The organism is Curtobacterium sp. MCJR17_020 (genome assembly GCF_003234365.2).
In the GTDB taxonomy this organism is placed as follows: domain Bacteria; phylum Actinomycetota; class Actinomycetes; order Actinomycetales; family Microbacteriaceae; genus Curtobacterium.
Window position 1 is genome coordinate 2672979 of sequence record NZ_CP126260.1, and the last position, 20701, is coordinate 2693679.

19 protein-coding genes and 1 tRNA gene are annotated in these 20701 nt (G+C 71.1%); 6 read left to right on the forward strand and 14 right to left on the reverse strand.

Features of this window, described 5'->3' with window-relative positions; genetic code table 11:
- Nucleotides 1-12: 12 nt before the first annotated feature.
- From DEJ14_RS12540 to DEJ14_RS12555, 4 genes are all read right to left on the reverse strand, one after another.
- Nucleotides 13-363: a TadE family type IV pilus minor pilin gene (locus tag DEJ14_RS12540; protein ID WP_111084212.1), complete on the reverse strand. Its 351-nt coding sequence runs from the start codon at nt 361-363 to the stop codon at nt 13-15.
- Nucleotides 347-559: a DUF4244 domain-containing protein gene (locus tag DEJ14_RS12545; protein WP_111084213.1), complete on the reverse strand. Its 213-nt coding sequence runs from the start codon at nt 557-559 to the stop codon at nt 347-349. The genes DEJ14_RS12540 and DEJ14_RS12545 overlap by 17 nt, the downstream gene beginning before the upstream one ends.
- Before the next feature lie 84 nt (nt 560-643).
- On the reverse strand, nt 644-1510 hold the full coding sequence (locus DEJ14_RS12550) for a type II secretion system F family protein (RefSeq protein ID WP_111084214.1): 867 nt from the start codon (nt 1508-1510) through the stop codon (nt 644-646).
- Nucleotides 1507-2403, reverse strand: a complete 897-nt coding sequence (locus tag DEJ14_RS12555; RefSeq protein WP_258373181.1) for a TadA family conjugal transfer-associated ATPase — start codon at nt 2401-2403, stop codon at nt 1507-1509. The genes DEJ14_RS12550 and DEJ14_RS12555 overlap by 4 nt, the downstream gene beginning before the upstream one ends.
- 874 nt (nt 2404-3277) lie before the next feature.
- On the opposite strand from DEJ14_RS12555, the gene acs reads away from it, so the two are divergent.
- The gene (gene acs, locus DEJ14_RS12560; RefSeq protein WP_111084216.1) at nt 3278-5230 is read left to right on the forward strand and encodes an acetate--CoA ligase; all 1953 of its coding nucleotides are present in this window, start codon (nt 3278-3280) and stop codon (nt 5228-5230) included.
- Nucleotides 5231-5308: 78 nt separating this feature from the next.
- Here acs and DEJ14_RS12565 read toward each other — a convergent pair whose 3' ends face one another.
- Together DEJ14_RS12565 and sp36 are read right to left on the reverse strand one after the other, a co-directional pair.
- Nucleotides 5309-5770 (reverse strand): RidA family protein, encoded by a 462-nt coding sequence (locus tag DEJ14_RS12565; protein WP_111084217.1) that lies wholly within the window; start codon nt 5768-5770, stop codon nt 5309-5311.
- Nucleotides 5767-5925 carry a Sp36 family protein gene (gene sp36, locus DEJ14_RS12570; RefSeq protein WP_017888699.1) on the reverse strand — a complete coding sequence of 53 codons (159 nt, stop codon included), beginning with the start codon at nt 5923-5925 and terminating at the stop codon, nt 5767-5769. Before sp36 ends, DEJ14_RS12565 begins: the two co-directional genes overlap by 4 nt.
- Before the next feature lie 50 nt (nt 5926-5975).
- Here sp36 and DEJ14_RS12575 point away from each other — a divergent pair, with 50 nt between their 5' ends.
- The 5 genes from DEJ14_RS12575 (at nt 5976) to DEJ14_RS12595 (ending at nt 11445) form a co-directional block, all read left to right on the forward strand.
- The gene (locus DEJ14_RS12575) at nt 5976-8537 is read left to right on the forward strand and encodes a transglycosylase domain-containing protein (protein WP_111084218.1); all 2562 of its coding nucleotides are present in this window, start codon (nt 5976-5978) and stop codon (nt 8535-8537) included.
- Nucleotides 8534-9490, forward strand: a complete 957-nt coding sequence (locus tag DEJ14_RS12580; RefSeq protein WP_111084219.1) for a metallophosphoesterase — start codon at nt 8534-8536, stop codon at nt 9488-9490. Before DEJ14_RS12575 ends, DEJ14_RS12580 begins: the two co-directional genes overlap by 4 nt.
- Nucleotides 9491-9581: 91 nt before the next feature.
- Nucleotides 9582-9655 (forward strand) — tRNA-Pro (locus tag DEJ14_RS12585).
- A 150-nt stretch (nt 9656-9805) separates the two neighbouring features.
- Entirely contained in the window at nt 9806-10831 is a 1026-nt protein-coding gene (locus DEJ14_RS12590) for a sensor histidine kinase (protein ID WP_111084220.1), read from the forward strand.
- A complete protein-coding gene (locus DEJ14_RS12595; RefSeq protein WP_146249683.1) occupies nt 10828-11445 on the forward strand; it encodes a response regulator transcription factor in 618 nt (205 codons plus the stop codon). Before DEJ14_RS12590 ends, DEJ14_RS12595 begins: the two co-directional genes overlap by 4 nt.
- Before the next feature lie 87 nt (nt 11446-11532).
- Here the strand turns inward: DEJ14_RS12595 and DEJ14_RS12600 are convergent, their stop codons facing one another.
- From DEJ14_RS12600 to DEJ14_RS12635, 8 genes are all read right to left on the reverse strand, one after another.
- A complete protein-coding gene (locus tag DEJ14_RS12600; RefSeq protein WP_111084222.1) occupies nt 11533-12588 on the reverse strand; it encodes an LLM class flavin-dependent oxidoreductase in 1056 nt (351 codons plus the stop codon).
- 379 nt (nt 12589-12967) lie between these two features.
- Entirely contained in the window at nt 12968-13594 is a 627-nt protein-coding gene (locus tag DEJ14_RS12605; protein ID WP_111084223.1) for a thymidine kinase, read from the reverse strand.
- Nucleotides 13594-14226 (reverse strand): response regulator transcription factor, encoded by a 633-nt coding sequence (locus DEJ14_RS12610; RefSeq protein ID WP_111084224.1) that lies wholly within the window; start codon nt 14224-14226, stop codon nt 13594-13596. Before DEJ14_RS12610 ends, DEJ14_RS12605 begins: the two co-directional genes overlap by 1 nt.
- Before the next feature lie 55 nt (nt 14227-14281).
- Nucleotides 14282-15496, reverse strand: a complete 1215-nt coding sequence (locus DEJ14_RS12615; protein WP_111084225.1) for a hypothetical protein — start codon at nt 15494-15496, stop codon at nt 14282-14284.
- Nucleotides 15493-16746, reverse strand: coding sequence for a sensor histidine kinase (locus DEJ14_RS12620; protein ID WP_111084226.1), 1254 nt, complete (start codon nt 16744-16746; stop codon nt 15493-15495). The genes DEJ14_RS12615 and DEJ14_RS12620 overlap by 4 nt, the downstream gene beginning before the upstream one ends.
- Nucleotides 16747-16899: 153 nt before the next feature.
- Nucleotides 16900-18006, reverse strand: a complete 1107-nt coding sequence (locus tag DEJ14_RS12625; protein WP_111084227.1) for an Rv2578c family radical SAM protein — start codon at nt 18004-18006, stop codon at nt 16900-16902.
- Nucleotides 18007-18052: 46 nt separating this feature from the next.
- Entirely contained in the window at nt 18053-19540 is a 1488-nt protein-coding gene (locus DEJ14_RS12630; protein WP_111084228.1) for a malate:quinone oxidoreductase, read from the reverse strand.
- A gap of 95 nt (nt 19541-19635) precedes the next feature.
- Complete coding sequence (locus DEJ14_RS12635) at nt 19636-20688, reverse strand: aspartate-semialdehyde dehydrogenase (RefSeq protein WP_111084229.1); 1053 nt, start codon at nt 20686-20688, stop codon at nt 19636-19638.
- Nucleotides 20689-20701 lie beyond the last annotated feature (13 nt).

Consider the following 20701-nt stretch of genomic DNA (forward strand, 5'->3'; position numbering starts at 1 on the left):
CCGCGCTCGCGGTCAGCGTCCCCCGGCCGCAGCACACGCCGTCGCCCGGAGCGGCAGTGCCGAGAACGGACCGGTGCCGCCGCGCGTGGCGTCGACGCACACCAGGTCGTCGGTGCGCCGGACCGTGACGGAGGATCCGGGCGCGATCCGCTCGGCGGCGGCGAGTCCGACGCCGTCGTCCCCGCGCCCGACGCCGCGCGCAGCTGCCGCGGCGGCCGACTGCAGGCGTCCTCGTCCGTCGACGACCAGCACGGCCGCGACGAGCAGGGTGAGGACGAGTGCGACGGCGGGCAGCACGACCGCGAACTCGACCGTGACCGAGCCCCGGTCAGAGCGCCGCGCTTGGTCACAGCGAGAGGGCACCGCGGACGAGCTCGGTGAGGATGGTCTGCACCTCGCCCGAGCGCATGACGGCGACGAGCACGCCGGCGAACGCCACGGCGGCGAGGATGACGACCGCGTACTCGGCGGTCGCGGACCCCTGGTCGTCCTGCGCGACGGCGCGGAGCCGGTCGATGACGCGGCTGGTGCGACGGATTCGGTTCGGGGTGGTGCTCATTTGTTCGTCCCTTCTGTTGCGGTGATCCCAGCGTCGCGCGTGGCCACCGCACGATCGGGGCCTCGAGCGGCATCTGTGGAGAGGTCATCGCGCACCGACGACGGTGGAGGAGAGGACGCCGACCACGACCGGCACCACCCCGACGAGCACGAACGCGGGCAGGACGCAGACACCGAGCGGCAGCACGAGTCGGACGGCCAGGCGCTCGGCCGCGGCGAGGCCAGCGGCAGCAGCGTCGTCACGGACGTCCTCCGCGGCGCGGCGCAGCAGTCCCGCCGCGGGCACGCCCGCTCGCACGGCCAGGTCGAGGACCTCGCGCAGGCGGACCACGTCGGCAGCCGGCGGGACGATCCCGTCGGCGGCACGACGGACCGCCTCGCCGGCGGCGATCCACGAACCACCGCCCGAGACGGCCACCGCCCAGGCGTCGAGGACGACCCCGGGCACGCGTCCGTCCGGCGTCGCCGACCGGACGAGCCGCGCGGTCCAGGCGCGCCCGGACAGGACGAGCACGGTGGCGAGCGCCGAGCAGACCCAGCCGAGCGGCGAGCTCGTGAGGACCTGCACGGCTCCGGACCCCCACGCGGCCCCGAGTCCGAGGCCGAACAACGGCAGCGCCAGGACGACGCGGGCGCTGGTGCGCGGGCCGGCGAGGGCGACCCGGATCGCCCGGTCCGACGCGGCCGATCGGCGGAGCGCGCCGGCGAGTGCCCCGAGCGTCTCCGCGACAGGGGCGCCGGTCCGGTCCGCGACCCGCAGGACGACGGCGATGTCCGCGGACGCGGGAGTGGTCCCGGCGGGGAGCCTGCCGACGAGCTCCCAGGCCCGCGGCGGCGGGACCCCGGCGGCGACGAGCGTCGCGACCCGGTCCAGGGTGCCGGCGACGCGCGCCGGGTCGAACGGCACGGGACGCCGGCCACGACGCCGGCGGATCGGCGACCCCCTGCTCACGGTGCCCCGTCCACCGGTCGCACCCCGAGCCTCCCGTCCGCCCCGACGTGGAACGCGCCCACCGCAGCGAGCCGTCGTCCGCCTGCCCGACGCTCGACGTGGAGCACCAGGTCGAACGCGCTGACCGCTTGTCGGGCGAGCGCCTCGACGCCGAGCCCGGCGAGGGCGCCGAGCGCCTCGAGCCGAGCGGCGACGTCCGCGACACCGTTCGCGTGCACGGTGCCGGCACCTCCGTCGTGGCCCGTGTTCAGCGCGGACATGAGCTCGCGGACCTCGGCGCCCCGGCACTCCCCCACGACGATCCGGTCCGGACGCATCCGCAGGGCCTCACGCACGAGCCGGTCGAGCCCGAGCGCGCCGACACCCTCGGCGTTCGCCTGCCGCGCCTCGAGTGCGACCACGTGCGGATGGGCGATGCGCAGCTCGGCGACGTCCTCGACCGTGACGATCCGCTCGTCGGCCGGGACGGCGCCGAGCATCGCGGCGAGCAGGGTGGTCTTGCCGCTGCCGGTGGCACCGGTGACCAGGACGTTGCGGCGCTGGTGCACGGCGGCCTCGACGACGGAGCGCGGCACGTGCTCGAAGGTGCCGGCGCGGTCGAGTGCAGCGAGGGTCGGCCGGTCTGGGTGCGGGAGCCGGATCGAGATCGCCGTGCCACCGACCGAGACCGGGGCGAGCACGACGTGCACCCGGATCCCGTCGCCGTGCCGGACGTCGGCGTACGGCGTGGTCTCGTCGACGTGGCGTCCGCCGAGCGCAACCAGCCGCGTGGCGAGCTCCCGGGTGCGCGCCTCGCTCAGGCGCGGCGCGGCGGCTTCGAGTCCGCCGCCACGGTCGGTCCAGGTGCCGACGCCGCCGACGACCAAGACGTCGGTGACCCCGGCGTCCGTCACGAGGCCGGCGAGTTCCTCGAACTCGACGACACCGTGCGTTCGGCGCCGAAGGGCGGCGGCAGCCCCGGGCGGAACAGGCCCGGCCCCAGGGAGGAACGGTCCGGCCCTGGGCGGGACAGGCCCGGCCCCGGGCAGGAACGGCGTGGCACGGTGACGGTGCATGACGCCAGAGCGTAGGAGGAGAGCCGTTTTCGGCATCCGGTGCCACAACCGGCTTGTGGAGGGGTAGGAGCCGACAGCACCAACGGACCGATTTGTCCCCCGAAACGGAAAGCCGTACCCCACTCGGTGAGGAGCGCCCGGCGCAGCGCGACGACAGACCACACGAGCGGGCGCCGTCGACCACGGGCACCGGGACGGAGTAGCAATTGCTACGAGTCCGTCGGACGCTCCATGCGTGAGCATGTACCGGTCTGTCCACTCGACCGGCGTCCCCGTGCGGATCGCCGCCGATCGTCGGCGGCCGGCGAGCGCTGATCACTCGAGCCGGACCCCGGACAAAAGAAGAGGCGGCACCGGTTGGGGGGAACTGGTGCCGCCTGGACATCGAAGGATTGGGGGGAATCCGATTCGATGCCGCCGGAAACGAGTCCAGCAGGAACTACTGTACCCCACGATCCGCCCCTCGGGGCAACCCCCGACACGACCGCCGGGCGTGCCGCCGCGACCAGGACACGCTGGTGCCCGCCGTCGCGGCCCCGCTGCCCCAGACCCGGGCCCGCCTTCGGGGGCCCGCTCCCCGAACCCGGGCCGCCGCTCGTCACGCAACCGCGCAGCGCACGGGCCGCCGCTCGTCACGGAACCGCGCAGCGCACGGGCCGAGGGGTAGTCTCCGTGGCGCACCCTGAGGACGCAACGACGCGAAAGGACATCGATGTCCACTCCGACCCGTACCGACCACCGCGAGGACGACGGCGCCACCTTCCCGCCGACACCCGAGTTCGTCGCCGACGCCGTCGCGCACGAAGACCTGCACGAGGCCGCCGCCGCCGACCGCGAGGCCTTCTGGGCCGAGCAGTCCCGCAGTCTGCTCGACTGGCGCACGCCGTTCACGCAGACCCTCGACTGGTCCAGCGCCCCGTTCGCGAAGTGGTTCGCCGACGGCACGCTCAACGTGGCCGAGAACTGCCTCGACCGGCACGTCCGCGCGGGCAACGGCGACCGGGTGGCGATCCACTTCGAGGGCGCTCCCGGCGACACCCGCCGGATCACCTACGCCGAGCTGACCGCCGACGTGCAGCGCGCTGCGAACATGCTCACCAACCTCGGCGTCGGGCGGGGCGACCGCGTCGTCGTCTACCTGCCGCTCATCCCCGAGGCCGTCGTGACGATGCTCGCCGTCGCCCGCATCGGCGCCGTGCACTCCGTGGTCTTCGGCGGGTTCAGCGCCGAGAGCCTCCGCGCCCGCATCGAGGACGCCGGCGCGAAGCTCGTCGTCACGGCGGACGGCGGCTGGCGCCGTGGCGCGGTGTCAGCGCTCAAGCCCGCGGTCGACGAGGCACTCGAGGGCGAGGGCACCGACAGCGTCGAGCACGTCCTGGTCGTCAAGCGCGGCGGCAACGAGATCGCCTGGAACGACCGCGACCTGTGGTGGCACGACGAGGTCGCGAAGGCCGCCCCGGAGCACACGCCAGAGGCCTTCCCCGCCGAGACCCCGCTGTTCATCCTGTACACCTCGGGCACGACCGGGAAGCCGAAGGGCATCGTGCACACCTCCGGCGGGTACCTGACCCAGGCCGCGTACACGCACAAGAACGTGTTCGACATGCACCCGGAGAAGGACGTCTACTGGTGCACCGCCGACATCGGCTGGATCACCGGGCACTCGTACGTCGTCTACGGCCCCCTGGCGAACGGCGTGACGCAGGTGCTGTACGAGGGCACGCCCGACGAGCCGAAGCCCGGTCGCTGGTGGGACATCGTCGACTCCTACGGCGTCACCGTCCTGTACACCGCGCCGACCGCCGTGCGCGCGGCGATGAAGGCCGGCCGCGAGATCCCCGAGGCCCGCAGTCTCGAGACCCTGCGCCTGCTCGGCAGTGTCGGCGAACCCATCAACCCCGAGGCGTGGAACTGGTACCGCCAGGTCATCGGCCACGACCGCACGCCCATCGTCGACACGTGGTGGCAGACCGAGACGGGCGCGATCATGATCTCCGCGCTGCCCGGCGTCACGAAGCTCAAGCCCGGCGCCGCGCAGACGCCGCTGCCCGGCATCGTCGCGGAGATCGTCGACGACGACGGCAACCGTGCCGACCCCGGCGAGAGCGGCTACCTCACGATCACGGAGCCGTGGCCGTCGATGGCGCGCGGCATCTGGGGCGACCCGGACCGCTTCGTCGAGACGTACTGGTCGCGGTTCCCGGGCCGCTACTTCGCCGGCGACGGCGCGCGGCTCGACGGTCAGGGCGACATCTGGATCCAGGGCCGCGTCGACGACGTCATGAACGTCTCGGGGCACCGCCTGTCGACGGCCGAGATCGAGTCCGCCCTGGTCGGGCACGAGGGCGTCGCCGAGGCGGCCGTCGTCGGAGCCGCCGACGAGACCACCGGACAGGCGGTCGTCGCGTACGTCATCCTGACCGCCGAGGCCGCTGCCGACGTCGACCGCGAATCGGCGTCGACCGAACTCCGCAACTGGGTGGGCAAGCGCATCGGTGCGATCGCGAAGCCCCGCCAGGTGGTCATTGTCCCCGAACTGCCCAAGACGCGCTCCGGCAAGATCATGCGGCGTCTGCTCCGCGACGCGGCCGAGGGCCGCCGCATCGGCGACACGACGACGCTGGCCGACCCGACGATCATGGCGACCATCGCGGAACTCATGTAGTCCCGGAAACGTGAGCAGGGCCTCCCGTCCATCTCGGACTGGAGGCCCTGCTCACGTTCGTTCCGTCGGTCGCCGCCGTCAGGCGGTGAGCTCCACCACCAGCTCGACCTCCACAGGAGCGTCCAGCGGCAGCACCGCCACGCCCACCGCGCTGCGCGCGTGGACGCCGGCGTCGCCGAAGACCTCGCCGACCAGGGTGGAGGCACCGTTCGCGACCCCGGGCTGGCCCGTGAAGGACGGCTCCGACGCGACGAACACGGTGACCTTGACGACCCGGGCGACGCGGTCGAGCGAGCCGGCGACCGACTCGACTGCGGCCAGTGCGTTGAGCGCGGCCACGCGGGCCTGCGCGGTGGCGGTCTCGGCGTCGACCGTGGTGCCGACCTTGCCGGTGACGGGCAGTGCGCCGTCGACGAACGGCAGCTGGCCGGCCGTGTAGACGTACTGGCCGGTGACGACCGCGGGGACGTAGGCGGCGACGGGTGCGGCGACCGGCGGGAGCGTCAGCCCCAGCTCGGCGAGGCGGTCCGCGACGCTCATGCGTCGGCCTTCGGGCGCTTGAGGTACGCGACGAGCCCACCCTCGGGGCCGGTGACGATCTGGACCAGTTCCCAGCCCTCGTCCCCGTAGTTGTTGAGGATGGCGGTGGTGTTGTGGATCATCAGGGGCGTGGTGAAGTACTCCCAGCGAGTCATGCGGTTCCTTGCCAGCCTTTCAGTCGTGGGTGTCGTTTAGGCTGCATCCTATGTCTGCCCAGAAGACGTCTGCCTCGCGGACCAAGCCCGTCTCAGCAGTCGGCGCCTTCATCGGATTCGTCGGGTTCAGTGCCCTCGCCGGCCTGCTCGTCACGATCGGGGTCACCCCGGCCATCGCGGTCGCCGGTGTCACGACGACGTCGACGATCGGTGTGTTCGAGTCGCTGCCGGAGTACATCGAGATCGGTGACCTGCCGCAGCGCAACGAGCTGTACGCGTACTCGGGCGGCAAGTCGGTGCACTTCGCGACGCTGTACGACCAGAACCGGCAGGAACTGAAGTTCGACCAGATCAGCGACCAGCTGAAGAACGCGGCCATCGACGGCGAGGACAAGCGCTTCTACAGCCACGGCGGCGTCGACATGACCTCGCTCATCCGTGCCGGCGTGGGCAGCATCGCCGGCGGGCTCGGCGACTCGGGCGGCGGGTCGACGTTGACCATGCAGCTCGTCCGCAACATCAAGATGAACGAGGCCCTGAACCTGCCGACCAAGAAGGAGCAGGAGAAGGCCTACAACGAGGCCGTCGAGCAGACCATCCCCCGCAAGCTCGAGGAGATGAAGCTCGCGATCGGGCTGGCGAAGAAGTACTCCAAGAAGGAGATCCTCACCGCCTACCTGAACATCGCCTACTTCGGCGACCAGACCTACGGTGTGCAGGCCGCGGCGCAGCACTACTACAACAAGAGCGCGACGAAGCTGACGGCGGCCGAGGCCGCTTCGCTGATGGCCATCGTGCAGTACCCCGAGGCGCGCAACCTGTCGACGCCGAAGAAGTACGACGCCAACGTCGCCCGGCGCAACGTCATCCTGCGCTCGATGTACGACCAGAAGAACCTGACCGAGGCCGAGTACCGCACGGCCCGCCTGTCGAAGCCGGCGGACTACGTGCACCTGACGCAGCCCTCGCAGGGCTGCCGGGCATCGGTCGGCGACGGCTCGCAGTTCTTCTGCGACTACGCCAAGAAGGTCGTGCTCGAGATGTCGCAGCTCGGCTCGTCGCAGAAGGCGCGCGACACCGCGTGGCGGAACGGCGGCTACAAGATCCAGACGACGCTGAACATCGACCTCAACGCCGAGCAGAAGCAGCTCCTCAACACCTACGACAACAAGGCCGAGACGAACCTGGCGCTCGGTGCGACGCTCAACTCGATCGAGGCCGGCTCCGGCCGCATCATCACGATGGCGCAGAACAAGGACTTCGACGAGTCGCTGAAGTCGGCACCCACGTCCACGTCTCTGAACTACAGCGTCGACTACAAGTACGGTAACTCCGGGGGCTTCCAGACCGGCTCGACCTACAAGCTCTTCACGCTGCTGGATTGGATCAAGACGGGCCACGGGCTCAATGAGACCGTCAGCGGTGCTGAACGTGTGGTCACGCCGTGGACCATCTGCGGTCAGACCGACTACACGAAGTTCGACGTCTCGAACGACGCTCCGGGCGAGGGCGGTAACTGGAGCGTGCTCGGGGCCACCGCTGGCTCGATCAACGGCGCGTTCGCATCGATGGCCCAGAAGCTCGACCTCTGCGACATCCGCGACATCGCGCAGTCGCTCGGCGTGCACCGTGCTGACGGCGGCGAGCTGCAGTACCAGAACCCGTCCGCGATCCTCGGCACCAACGAGATCGCCCCGATGACGATGGCCGCCGCCTACGCCGCGGTCGCGAACAACGGCATCTACTGCAAGCCGATCGCGATCGACCAGATCACCTCGCCGTCCGGCAAGCAGCTCGGCGGCCAGACGAAGGACTGCCAGCAGGCTGTCGACCCCGCCTTCGCACAGGCAGCGATCTACGCCATGAAGGGCACGATCACCAGCGGTACCGCGCGCGGTGCTCAGACGCCGGACGGCACCCAGATGTTCGCCAAGACGGGCACGACCGACGAGGCTGACCAGATCTGGCTCGTGGGGGCGAGCTCACGCGTCGCCACCGCCTACTGGCAGGGCAACACCGACGGCAAGAAGAACAACCTCCGGCACTACAGCAACGGCGTGGGCGGGACGTACGCCGGCTCGCGTGCCGACGTCTGGCGTCAGGCGATGACCGCGGTCAACGCCACCTACCCCGCCGGTGCCTTCACGGACCCGCAGCCGACGGCGATCCGTGGCAACGCCAAGGCGCTGCCGAACCTGCAGGGGAAGACCGCTGACGAAGCCCGCGCAGCGATCTCCGGCGCCGGCTTCAACTACGTCGACGGTGGCACCCGCCCCGGCACCGGCAACCCCGGTTCGGTGTCGTCGACCTCGCCGTCCGCCGGTGCACTCCTGTCCTCCGGCTCGAGCGTGACGGTCTACACCTCGGACGGGTCGCAGGCCAACGTGCCCGAGATCGGCGGAGACTCGCTCGGTGATGCCCGCTCGGCACTGAACGACGCCGGCTTCGGCAACGTCAGCGTGTCGGACGACTTCGCCAAGGGCGGCGGCAACAAGACCTGCAAGGTCGCGGCCGTCGACCCGGCGATCAGTTCGGCAGCGGACAAGAACGCCGGTGTGACGATCCAGCTCTACGGCGACAAGAACGGCAAGGCGCCCAAGGACTGCAAGTGACCCGCGGTCGCGCCGCGCTCGGGGTCCTCGCAGCCGGCGCGGCCGTCGGCGCCGCCTCGTTCGCCTGGGGTTCCCTGGTCGAGCGTCGACGCTTCGGCATCCGGTGGGAGACCGTCCCGGTCCTCCCGCCGGGGTCCCGTGACGTCACCGTCCTGCACCTGTCCGACATCCACATGGCCCCGTGGCAGGCCGACAAGCAGCAGTGGCTGCGCGACCTGTCCCTGGTCGAGCCGGACTTCATCGTCAACACCGGCGACAACCTCGGGCACCCCACGGCGAACGCAGCCGTGGAGTACGCACTGGAGCCGTTCCGGGGTGTTCCCGGCGCGTTCGCCTACGGGTCGAACGACTTCTTCGGACCGTCGCCGCGCAACCCGCTCAAGTACTTCTCCGGCCCGAGCCGCATGCACAGCGAGGCGAAGCCCGTCGAGCTCGACATCGACCGGCAGACGGCGTTCTTCGAGTCCCTCGGGTGGCTCGACCTGAACGACCACGCCCGCGCCATTGAGCTCCGCGGCTCCCGCTTCGAGCTGTTCGGCACCTCGGACGCGCACCGCGACTGGGACCGGCTCGATCTGCTCCCCACGAACGTCGACGAGATGCGCGGCGAGGTGCCCTGGTCCGAAGACGAGGACGGCCCAGCTCCCGTCGCGATCGGAGTGACGCACGCGCCCTACCGTCGCGTGCTCGATGCATTCGTCACCCAGGGCGCTGACGTCATCTTCGCCGGGCACACCCACGGTGGCCAGGTCCAGGTACCGGGGGTCGGTGCGCTCGTCACGAACAGCGACCTCCCCCGCCGGTACGTCAGCGGGCTGCACAAGTGGGAGCACCGGAACCACTGGTCGTGGCTCGAGGTCTCGGCCGGTCTCGGAACCTCGATCTACGCGCCGGTCCGGTTCTCGTGCCGCCCCGAAGCGGTCGTCGTCACGCTCACCGCCCGCACCTCCTGACGACGCGCCCGGGAGTTCCCCAGATGGTCGTGAGCACCCCCGATCATCGGATAGTATTGTCGGGTTGCTCCGGTACGGAGTGATCACACCGCGGGGTGTGGCGCAGCTTGGTAGCGCGCCTCGTTCGGGACGAGGAGGTCGCAGGTTCAAATCCTGTCACCCCGACACTGTGTTGAGACAGTACGAAGAAGGCCCTGGTTCTCCGGAACCGGGGCCTTCTGCTTTTCCACAGTCGTGCGCTCAGCACTACACCTCCCGACACACGACGTGGCCGCCGCTCCCCCGGCCGCGACGACGCGGATAGCCTCGACAGCGATGTCACGCGCCGACCACCTCCGCCCGGTCCTCGAACGGATCGCCGCACAGTTCCCCGAGCTCGCCGACGACCCGGTCCTGACGCAGAACCTCGTCGACAACGTGACGTCGATGATCGCCGAGGCACACGCGCGCTACGCCGCCGGCGCCGCGGACAGCGTCGTGAGCAACACCTACCTCGATCCGGAGCACCTGGCCACCGGCTCCCTGCACGCCGAACACGCGCAGCACCCCGCCGGCGCGATGCTCGCCGCGGAGATGCTCTTCGACGCCTACCTGCCGCTCTTCGTGGACGAGGTCGGCGCGGAGTCCACCGCCGACGTCCTGCGTGCCACCAGAGCTCTGCACGCGGGCATCTGGAGCCGGTTCCCCGCCGGGGCCGTCGCCTACACCGAGGCGCTGCGCCAACGCGTCACGACGGCGCACCTGGACTCCCGCACGCAGATCGCGCGAGACCTGCACGACCGCGTGGCGCACGGCATCCTCGCCGGACTGCAGCGGCTCGACCTGGTGCTGCTGACCGATCCCCCGGCCGGCGAACGGGCCGACCAGCTCGACGACGCCGCGCGGCTGCTGCGCGGAGCACTCGGCGACGTGCAGGACCTGGCGGTCAGCCTGCACGCCCGCGTCGGAGATGCACTGCTCGACGATGCGCTCGCCCGGCACGCCAGGGACCTCTTCCCCGACGACGATCGTTTGTCGTTCCGTGCCACGGGCACGCCCGAGCAGCTGCCGAACTGGCAGGCCGAGGAAGCACTGACGATCCTGCTCGAGGCGCTCACCAACCGGCGGAAGCACGCTCCGGACTCCACCGCCGAGGTGCACTTCGCGTGGACGCCGGCCGCCCTCGTCGTGACGGTCGCCGACGACGGTCCGGGCTTCGACCCCGATGCCGACGCGGACGGACGCCTCGGGCAGCAGACGATGCGCGAGCGGGCCGCGGTCATCGGCGCGCGACTCGACGTCGAGAGCACCCCGGGCACCGGCACCACCGTCCGCCTGACGATCCCGCGGGGAACGCTGTGACCATCACGCACGTCGCGATCGTCGACGACCACCAGCTGTTCCGCGAAGGACTGGCCACGATCCTCGCCGCCGTCCCCACGATCCGTGTGGTCGCACACGGCGAGCGTCCGTCCGACGTGCTCGACTCCCCCGAGGCGGCCGCCATCGACGTCCTGCTCCTCGACGTCGAGCTCGACGGTCCGCCGGCGCGCACCACGATCGCCACGGTGCGCCGCACCCGTCCGGACATCCGCGTGGTGGTGCTCACGATGCACCGCGACGCCGTCCTGCGCCGGACGCTGCTCGACGCCGGCGCGGTCGACTTCGTGACGAAGGACACCCCGAGCCGCGAGCTCGTCGACCGCATCGCCCGCGCCGCGCACGCCGACGCCGCACCGGTGACGTTCCCGGTCGACCTGGTCACCGAGGCTCGCGCGGGCACACCGCTCAGCGACCGCGAGCTCGAGGTCCTGCGGCTCCTCGCCGCCGCGCGCACCAACGCCGAGATCGCGGCGGACCTGCAGCTCGCGATCGGCACCGTCAAGCGGCACGTCTACAACGTGTTCCGGAAGCTCGACGTCGGTTCGCGGGTCGGCGCCGTGGCTGCGGCGACGCGCCTCGGTCTGCTCAGCTGAAGCTTCGCCCCACTTGGTGAGCAGAAATGGTCGGGTGCCCGATGGCGACCCGACCATTCCTGCTCACGAAGCGAACGAACGAGCGTGCTAGACCGACGCCGAAGCCGACGCAGCAGCACCCGCGCGCACGAGCCGCCCGGACGCGTGCAGCCCGGCCACCACGTCGAGCGCCTGGTGCCGGTACCGCGCCTGCGCAGCACCCGGAGCGACGATCACGCCGTTCGCCCCGGTGGACGCCACGAGCGCGTTGATCTTGTCCGCGACCTGGTCCGCGGTGCCGTAGGCCTGGCGCTCGGTGCGGGCGGCGATGAACCGACGCTCGAGGTCGTTGAACTCGTACGCACGGGCCTCGTCCATCGAGACCGGCTCGGGCTTCCGGCCGGAGCGCATCCGGATGAACGAGATCATGCCGGGAGCGCTCTGCTCGTCGACGACGGCCGGGTCCTCGTCGGTGACGACCTGCACGCCGATGAGGGCGTTCGGCGTCTGGCGGAACCGCGAGGGCCGGAACGAGTCCCGGTACAGGGCGAGCGCCGCCTCGGTGTTGTCCGACGCGAAGTGGTGGGCGAAGGCGAACGAGACGCCGAGCGCCCCGGCCACCTGCGCGCTGTACCCGGAGGACCCGAGCAGCCAGAACTCCGGCACGTCGCCGTAGCCCGGCACCGCACGGATGCCCGACAACGGGTTGTCCGAGGACATCCCGGTGAAGAACCCGATCAGGTCGGCGAGGCGGTCGGGGAAGTCGTCGACGTCGAGCCGGTCGGTGCGGCGCAGCGCCATCGCGGTCGCCCCGTCGGTGCCCGGCGCACGGCCGAGTCCGAGGTCGACGCGGTCGCCGTACAGCGCTCGGAGCGTGCCGAACTGCTCGGCGATGACGAGGGGTGCGTGGTTCGGCAGCATGACACCGCCGGAGCCGATGCGGATGGTCGAGGTGGCCGCGCCGACGGCGCTCAGCAGGACCGCGGGGGCCGACGAGGTGATGCCGGGCATGCCGTGGTGCTCGGCGACCCAGAACCGCTCGTAGCCGAGCTTCTCGGCGTGGACCGCCATGTCGATCGAGCCCTGCAGGGCTTCGGTGTTGGACTGGCCGTACTCGCGCGTCGCCAGGTCCAGGACGGACAGGTGCAGGGTGTCGTCGCTCATGTGGTCACCAACGCGCGCCGCGGCGCACGCATTCCACGACGAGACCGCCTCCTCCACCGGTCGGAATACGCCGTCGTCCGCCGGCCGACCGGTCACCAGGCGTCGCCTGGACGTCGCACAAGCGACGGTTCGCGACTGAACGGCGGACGCATGCGGCGCGCCTTGGGCGTCAGGCGCGACGGCCGGGAGGCCCGTGGCGGGGCTGCACCGCGCCTCCAGGCCGTCTGCGGTCGCGTCTCGGACGCCGAGCGGTCACGACGTGCTGCGCGCACCGCGCGGACCGGTCACGTCCGGTCGCCCGACGAGCGCACCGCCGACGCGACACGACCGCTCGACGAACCCGAGTGGGGTGTCGTGACCGGCCGGCGAGCGCGACCGCTCAGGCGCCGTCGAGCCGGCCGCCGGACTCCGTCAGGTAGCAGTTGGCACAGAGCGACTCGTAGGCGACGTCGACGCCGTCGATGGCGACCTGCGAGCCGTCGAAGACGAACCGGCCGTCGACCGTGCGGGCGTTGAAGACCGCCTTGCGACCGCACCGGCAGATCGTCTTGAGCTCTTCGAGCGAGTGCGCGACCTCGAGCAGGCGGGCGCTGCCCGGGAACGCCTCGGTGCGGAAGTCGGTGCGGATGCCGTACGTGATCACCGGGATCTCGTCGAGGACCGCGATGCGCAGCAGGTCGTCGACCTGGCGCGGGGTGAGGAACTGCGCCTCGTCGACCAGGACGCAGCTGACGGCGCGGACCATGTCGTCGAGGCGGTCGGACTCGGGGTCGACGGCACCGGCCGCGGCGACCGCGGACCGGACGTCGGCGTCGGGGGCGAAGACCAGGTCGACGGTGCGGGTCACGCCGAGGCGGGACACGATCTCGCGGTCGCCCTTGGTGTCCACCGCGGGCTTCGCGAGCAGGACCCGGTGGCCGCGCTCCTCGTAGTTGTAGGCAGCCTGCAGGAGCCCCGTGCTCTTGCCGCTGTTCATCGCGCCGTAGCGGAAGTAGAGCTTCGCCACTACGCGAGGAACCCGTCCTCGGCAGCCCGCCGGATCAGGTCGGACTTCTTCGAGGCGGGACGGCCGACCTTGCTGTACTTCTCGCGGACCCGGCGCAGGTAGGTCTTCGCGGTCTCGTACTGCACGTTCATCTGCGCGGCGACCTCGTTCGTCGAGTAGCCGGACACGTACAGCCGGAGCGCTTCTTCCTCGCCGTGGCTGAGCTTCGGACGCTGGTGCGCGGCCGCCCCGGTGGGCAGCGGACGCCACTCGCGCGGCTGCGGGGTCTCGCGTGCGACGCCCATGATCTCGCGGGCGACGTCCATGACCTCACGCATCGGCAGGGACTTCGACAGGAACGCCGCGGCGCCTGCTGCCAGGGCACGGTCGCGGGACTCGCGGCTGTCGACGCTGGAGAGCACGATCACCTTCGCACCGGCGGCGCGGCAGGTGCGGACACGGGCCTCGATCGAGACGGGTTCCTTGAGCTGGAAGTCGAGGAACACCAGGTCGGTCGGGAAGCTGTCGCTGTGGACCATCTCGAGCCAGGTGTGCGCGGTCAGGGCCAGGTCGAAGTCGAACGCGTTCACCGCGATCCAGCTCGACAGGCTGTCCAGCAGCACCTCGTGGTCGTCGAGGATGGCCAACCGCACACGTCGTGCCCCCGGGTTCGGGAGGGACGGGGACCCCTCCGAGAGCCTGTTCGGGTCAGTGCTGGTCATAGGAGAACCTTAGTGCGAGGGCGGACGGACGAACCGCGACGTCGAGGTCGGGGAACGTCACACGGAGGACGGCGAAGTAGGGGTCGAAGGTGCGGTGGATCCCGACGTCGGAGTCGGCCACGGCGAGGTCGAGTTCGAGCAGGACGCGGGCGTCGCGGGCCGCTTCGTCGCGGGCCGGGTCGGCGCGCGCCGGATCGCCGCGGGTGGCCGCGTCGTCCTGCGCGTCCGCGCGTCGGAGCGTTGCCCGGAACCCGGCCGGGTCGACGGTCGAGGCGCGGAACGCGGCCCGCAGGAACGTCCGCACCACGGAGCGCTGGTCGGCGTCGAGCAGCGCGGCGAGCCCGCCCGGGTCGTCGACGACCGGGGCGTCCCCGCCCTCGACGCGCACGGCCTGCTCGAACCAGGTGCGGTCCGCGTCGGCGACCATCGCCCGGCGGATGCCGTCGGCGATCAGCCGTGCCCGCTCGCGGTCGGCGTCGGTGATGACCTCGCGCGTGCGCAGCTCGGCGAAGAACGGTGCGACGTCGCGGGCGAGGATCGTCGACCGGTCCTGCTGCACGCTCGCCGCGATGCCGTCCCGCTCCGCACGCTCGACGGAGTAGGAACCGGCCCGGATCTGCACCCGCTCGGCCAGGCCCGCGAACGTCCACGCGAAGACGGCCGACGCAGCGGTCAGCACCAGGGTCGGCGCTGCCGCGAGGAAGGCCGCGACGGCGACGGGGATCTCGTGCGGGAACGTCGCTGCGCCCACGCCCCAGGTCGCGGCGTTCACGACGGCGAGCAGGGCGCCGCCGATGGTCAGGTCCGTCCAGGGCCGGTACGGCGCGACCATCACGATGCCGGTCGCCGTGATGAGCGACATGAAGTCGTTCAGCGCGCTGCGGTCGGGGCCCCACTGCGCGGCGACGCTCGTCACGGACGCCAGACCGAGCAACCCGACGTGCGCGACGAACGCCCACCGCGGGAACGGTGCGCGGAACGGACTCGAGGCGGTGAACACGACCGCTGCCGACGCCGCGACCAGGATGACGGTGAGCGCGCTGAGGGTGGGGCTGCCCACGACGTCACGGTCGAACACGGACACCAGGAGCGCCCAGACGATGCTGGCGGCGCCGAGCCCGATCGCGAGCGGACGCGACCCCATCGCGCCGAGCGGGTCGTACTGCTGCGCGGTCCGACGAGCCTCGGTCGTGGCGCTCACCGGTCGGCTCCCTGCACGCCGCCGACCTCGTCCGGGACCACGGTGCCGACGTGGTCGGTGGCCACGGCGTCGGTCGTGGCGGTGACCGGTCCGAACGGCACCGTCATCATCACGCTCGTCCCCGAACCGGGCGACGACCAGATCTGGACGTCGCCGCCCACCCGCCCGATGCGGTCGCGGACCGAGCCACGCAGGCCCATCCGGTCGGAGCCCGTGGAGTCCTCGTCGAAGCCACGACCGTCGTCGACCACCATCACGGTGCACGACGCGCCGTCGTCGAAGACGCTGACCTCGGCCGCGTCGACGCCGGCGTGCTTGCGGACGTTGGCGAGACACTGGCCCACGGCGCGGACGAGCGCGGTGACGGCCCGCTGGTCGAGCCGGTCGAGTGCGGACGGGTCGCCGGACACCGTGACGTCGAGACCGGTCGCACGGTGCTGGTCCACCATGACGGCGAACGCGTCGACCGCTGCACCCGGTCGCTGCCGGGCGGCCGGTGCCAACCACCCCTTGCCGGTCAGGACGGCGACGTCGGCCTCGACGGTCCGCGCCAGGTGCGGGTCCATCGGGCCGTCGGGAGCCAGGGAGATCGCGTTGAGGTGGTTCAGGACGGTGTCGTGCAGGATCGCAGCCGCCTCGGCCTCGACCCCGGCACGGTACGCGGAGACGTGCTCTTCGCGCGCCGACCGCAGCAACTCCGGTTGCACCCGCTCCGACCGACCGGTGCTCCGACTCGTGAACAGCACCAGCACGACCACGAACCCGAGCGTCACCCAGGCGAGCACGAGCGGACGCGGTGGGCCGTCGGCCTGGACGACCGCGATCCACGTCGCCGCCCGTCCGGTCAGGAACCCGAGGAAGGACCACAGGACGACGCGGCTCGGCACCGCGCCGGCACCGCCGACCAGGATGAGCGGGATGACCGCCAGCGACAGCAGGTACGAGGTGACCCAGCCCAACGGGACCTGCTGCTGCACGACCATCGCGAACCACCACGCACAGACGCCGCCGACGACCAGGAACGCGACCGCGGAGCGCCAGGTGCCGAACTGCACGTGCACGCCGATCATGCCGAGCATCGGGACGAGCGCCAGGACCGCACTGATCACCTGCACGTCGGGCTCGGACAGCCGGTACAGCAGCAGCGCGATCGCCGCCGCCACCAGCGATCCGATCGCACCGGCGTGGAACGCCCGCACCGTCGACCACGCGTTCACTCGCGGAGCGAGGTGCGTGGGGATGCCGAGCACGAGATGGGTCCTTCCGGGTGGCGGGAATGCCGCCCACGATCAAACACCTCGGTGCTGACCGTGTACCCCGAAACAGCGTCCGTTCGGCGACCCGGTCGATGATACCGGCCCCCACGGCGCACCGATGTCCCCCGAACGCGCACACCTCGGTGCTCAGAATAACGTCTGCGTCGCGACCGGTCGGAGCAGGCGGCGGTCGAAGCCCGGATCTGCGCGCTTGAGCGGCGACGTCGTCGGGATCGACTGTTCCTGCGGCACCGTCGAGGGGTCCGAGAAGCCCATCGACCCCGTCGCCGGGTCCACGCGCCCGAGGCCGACGCCGTGCGCCGCCAGGATCGGTCGGATGCGCTCCGACAGCCACCGGCGGTAGTCCTTCGGCGCGAAGGTGTTGTCGAGGTACATCGCCCGGTAGCGCGCCACCAGGTCGGGCCGTTCGCGTCCGAGCCACTCGAACCACCACGGCTTCACGCCCGGCCGCAGGTGCAGCGCGGAGTACATGACGCTCGTGGCACCGGCCGCAGCAGCCCGACCCACGGCGTCGTCGAGGTGTGCACGGGTGTCGGTGATGTACGGCAGCACGGGCATGAGGAACACCGAGCAGTCGAGCCCGGCGTCGCGGATCGCCCGCACGGTGGCGAGCCGCGCAGGCGTCGTGGGTGTGCCTGGCTCCACCGACTGCTGCAGGTCGTCGTCGTACACGGCGATCGACATCGCGAGGTCGACCGGCACCACCTTCGCCGCCTCGGCCAGGAGCGGCAGGTCGCGCCGGAGCAGCGTGCCCTTCGTCAGGATGCTGAACGGGGTGCGGCTGTCCGCCAACGCCTGGATCACCCCGGGCATCAGCCGGTACCGACCCTCGGCACGCTGGTACGGGTCGGTGTTCGTGCCGAGCGCGATCGGGTGGCGGTCCCACGTGGGCTTGCCGAGCTCACGCCGCAGGACGTCGGCCACGTTCGTCTTCACGACGATCTGCTGGTCGAAGTCGGCTCCGCCGTCGAACTCGAGGTAGGTGTGCGTCGGCCGAGCGAAGCAGTACACGCAGGCATGACTGCACCCCCGGTACGGGTTGATGGTCCACCCGTAGGTGCCGGAGCCGTCGGCGCTCGGCACCCGGTTCAGCGCACTCTTCGCCAGGACCTCGTGGAACGTGACGCCCGCGAACTCGGGCGTCGTCACACTCCGGACGAACCCACTGTTCGACTCCATGCCCGGCAGGGCATCGCTCTGCTCGGCATCGATCGCCTGTCCACTCCACCGCATACCGTCATTCGAACACATGTTCGAACGGGCCGCAAGCCGGAGCCGGTCAGTGGTGCAGGCCGAGCACCTTCGCCGTGCGCTCGAGGGTGGCGTCGGCCAGGGCGGCGTCGTCACCGAGGTCCTGCCCGTAGGTCGGGACCATCTCGTGGACTGCGTCCTGCCAGCCGTCCCACCGGTCGGGGAAGCACTTCCGGAGCAGGCCGAGCATGATCGGCACAGCGGTCGACGCCCCCGGCGAGGCCCCGAGGAGCCCGGCGATCGAACCGTCGGCAGCCGTGATGACCTCGGTGCCGAACTGCAGCACCCCGCCCTTGTCCTTGTCCGGCTTGATGACCTGCACCCGCTGGCCCGCGATGATCTTGTGCCAGTTCTCGGGCTCGGCGCTCGGCATGAAGTCGCGCAGCGCGTCGAACTTGGTCTGCTTCGAGGCGAGCAGCTGGCCGATCAGGTAGCGCACCAGGTCGAAGTTCGAGAACGCGACGCTCAGCATCGGGCGCAGGTTGTGCGGTCGGATCGACTTGAACAGGTCGAGCATCGACCCCTGCTTCAGGAACTTCGGGCTGAAGCCGGCGTACGGCCCGAACATCAGCGACGCGTTGCCGTCGACGATGCGGGTGTCCAGGTGCGGTACCGACATCGGCGGCGCACCCACGCTCGCCTTGCCGTAGACCTTGGCTGCGTGCTTCTGCACGACCTCGGGATCGTCGGTGCGCAGGAACTCGCCGGAGACCGGGAAGCCGCCGTACCCGCGGATCTCCGGGATGCCGGACTTCTGCAGCAGCTGCAGGGCCCCACCACCGGCACCGACGAAGACGAACTTCGCGGCGATCTTCTGCGTCGACCGACCGACCTCGTTCAGGACGTCGAGCGCCCAGCCGTCGAAGTCCTTGCCCCGCGAGATGTTCTTGACCTGGTGGTTCGGTTCGAACTCGAGACCGTCGAGTTCGAGCTGGTCGAAGAGCTGCCGGGTGAGCGACCCGAAGTCGACGTCGGAGCCCGCCGCCGAGTAGGTCGCCGCGATCGGCTGGTCCTTCTTGCGACCGGGGATGAGCGCGGGCGCCCACTTGCGGATCTGGGCGGGGTCGTCCGAGAACTCGATCCCGGCGAACAGTGGGTGCCCCCGCATCGCCTCGTACCGCTTGCGCATGTACTCGACGTTGTCCGCACCCCAGACGAAGGAGATGTGCGGGGTCGGGTTGATGAAGTTCGACGGGTCGGGCAGCGTACCGATCTCGACCAGGTGCGACCAGAACTGCCGCGAGACCTGGAACTGCTCGTTGACCGTGACGGCCTTCGCGATCTCGACGCGACCGTCAGCGAGCTCGGGCGTGTAGTTCAACTCGCAGAGCGCGGAGTGCCCGGTGCCGGCGTTGTTCCACGGGTTCGAGGACTCTTGCGCGACGGCGCCGAGACGCTCGTACACGCGGATCTTCCACGAGGGCTCGAGCCGGTGGATGATCGCGCCGAGGGTGGCGCTCATGATGCCTCCCCCGACGAGGACGACATCGATCGGGTCCACCTGCTTCACTGCCACCCGTCGATCCTACCGGCGTCGACCGACAGGCCGGTCAGCCGCGCGCGGTGACCGAGTCGCTGCGCGCGGCCGTGCCGCTCCGCGCAGCCGTGCCGCTACGCGGCGACGGTGCGGCGCGCGACGATCGCTTCGGCGATCTGCACCGCGTTGAGCGCTGCACCCTTCCGCAGGTTGTCGTTGCTGACGAACAGCGCGAGCCCACGGCCCTCGGGCGCGGACTGGTCGGCACGGATGCGGCCGACGAACGCGGGGTCCTGGCCGGCGGCCTGCAGCGGCGTCGGCACGTCCGACAGCTCCACGCCGGGTGCGCTCGACAGGATCTCGGTCGCACGCTCGGGCGACAGCGGACGCTCGAACTCGGCGTGCACCGAGATGGAGTGGCCGGTGAAGACCGGCACACGCACGCACGTGCCGGCGACGAGCAGGTCGGGGAGCTCGAGGATCTTGCGGCTCTCGTTGCGGAGCTTCTTCTCCTCGTCGGTCTCGCCCAGGCCGTCCTCGACGATGCTGCCGGCGAGCGGCACGACGTCGAAGGCGATCGGGCGGACGTACTTGACCGGCTCGGGGAACGTCACGGCGGAACCGTCGTGGGTGAGCGCTGCGGTGTCCTGCTCGAGGGCGGCACGCGCCTGGCCGAGCAACTCCTCGACGCCGGCGAGCCCGGAGCCGGAGACGGCCTGGTAGGTCGTCGCGACCAGACGGCGGAGCCCGGCCTCGGTGTCCAGCACCTTGAGCACCGGCATGATCGCCATGGTGGTGCAGTTGGGGTTCGCGATGATCCCCTTCGGCGCCTGGTCGATCGCGTGCGGGTTGACCTCGCTCACGACGAGCGGGACCTCGGGGTCCATGCGCCAGGCGCTCGAGTTGTCGACGACGAGTGCCCCGGCTGCGGCGAACCTCGGCGCGAGGGCCCGCGAGGCGGTGGCACCGGCCGAGAACAGGGCGATGTCGATCCCCGACGGATCGGCCAGCTCGGAGTCCTCGACCACGATCTGCTCGCCGCGGAACGGCAGGGTCGTGCCGGCGGACCGGGCGCTCGCGAAGAACCGGACCTGGTCGGCCGGGAACGCGCGCTCTTCGAGCAGACGACGCATCACGGCGCCGACCTGTCCGGTGGCGCCGACGACGGCGACGGTGAGGGTGCTCATGCGGTGCTCCTGG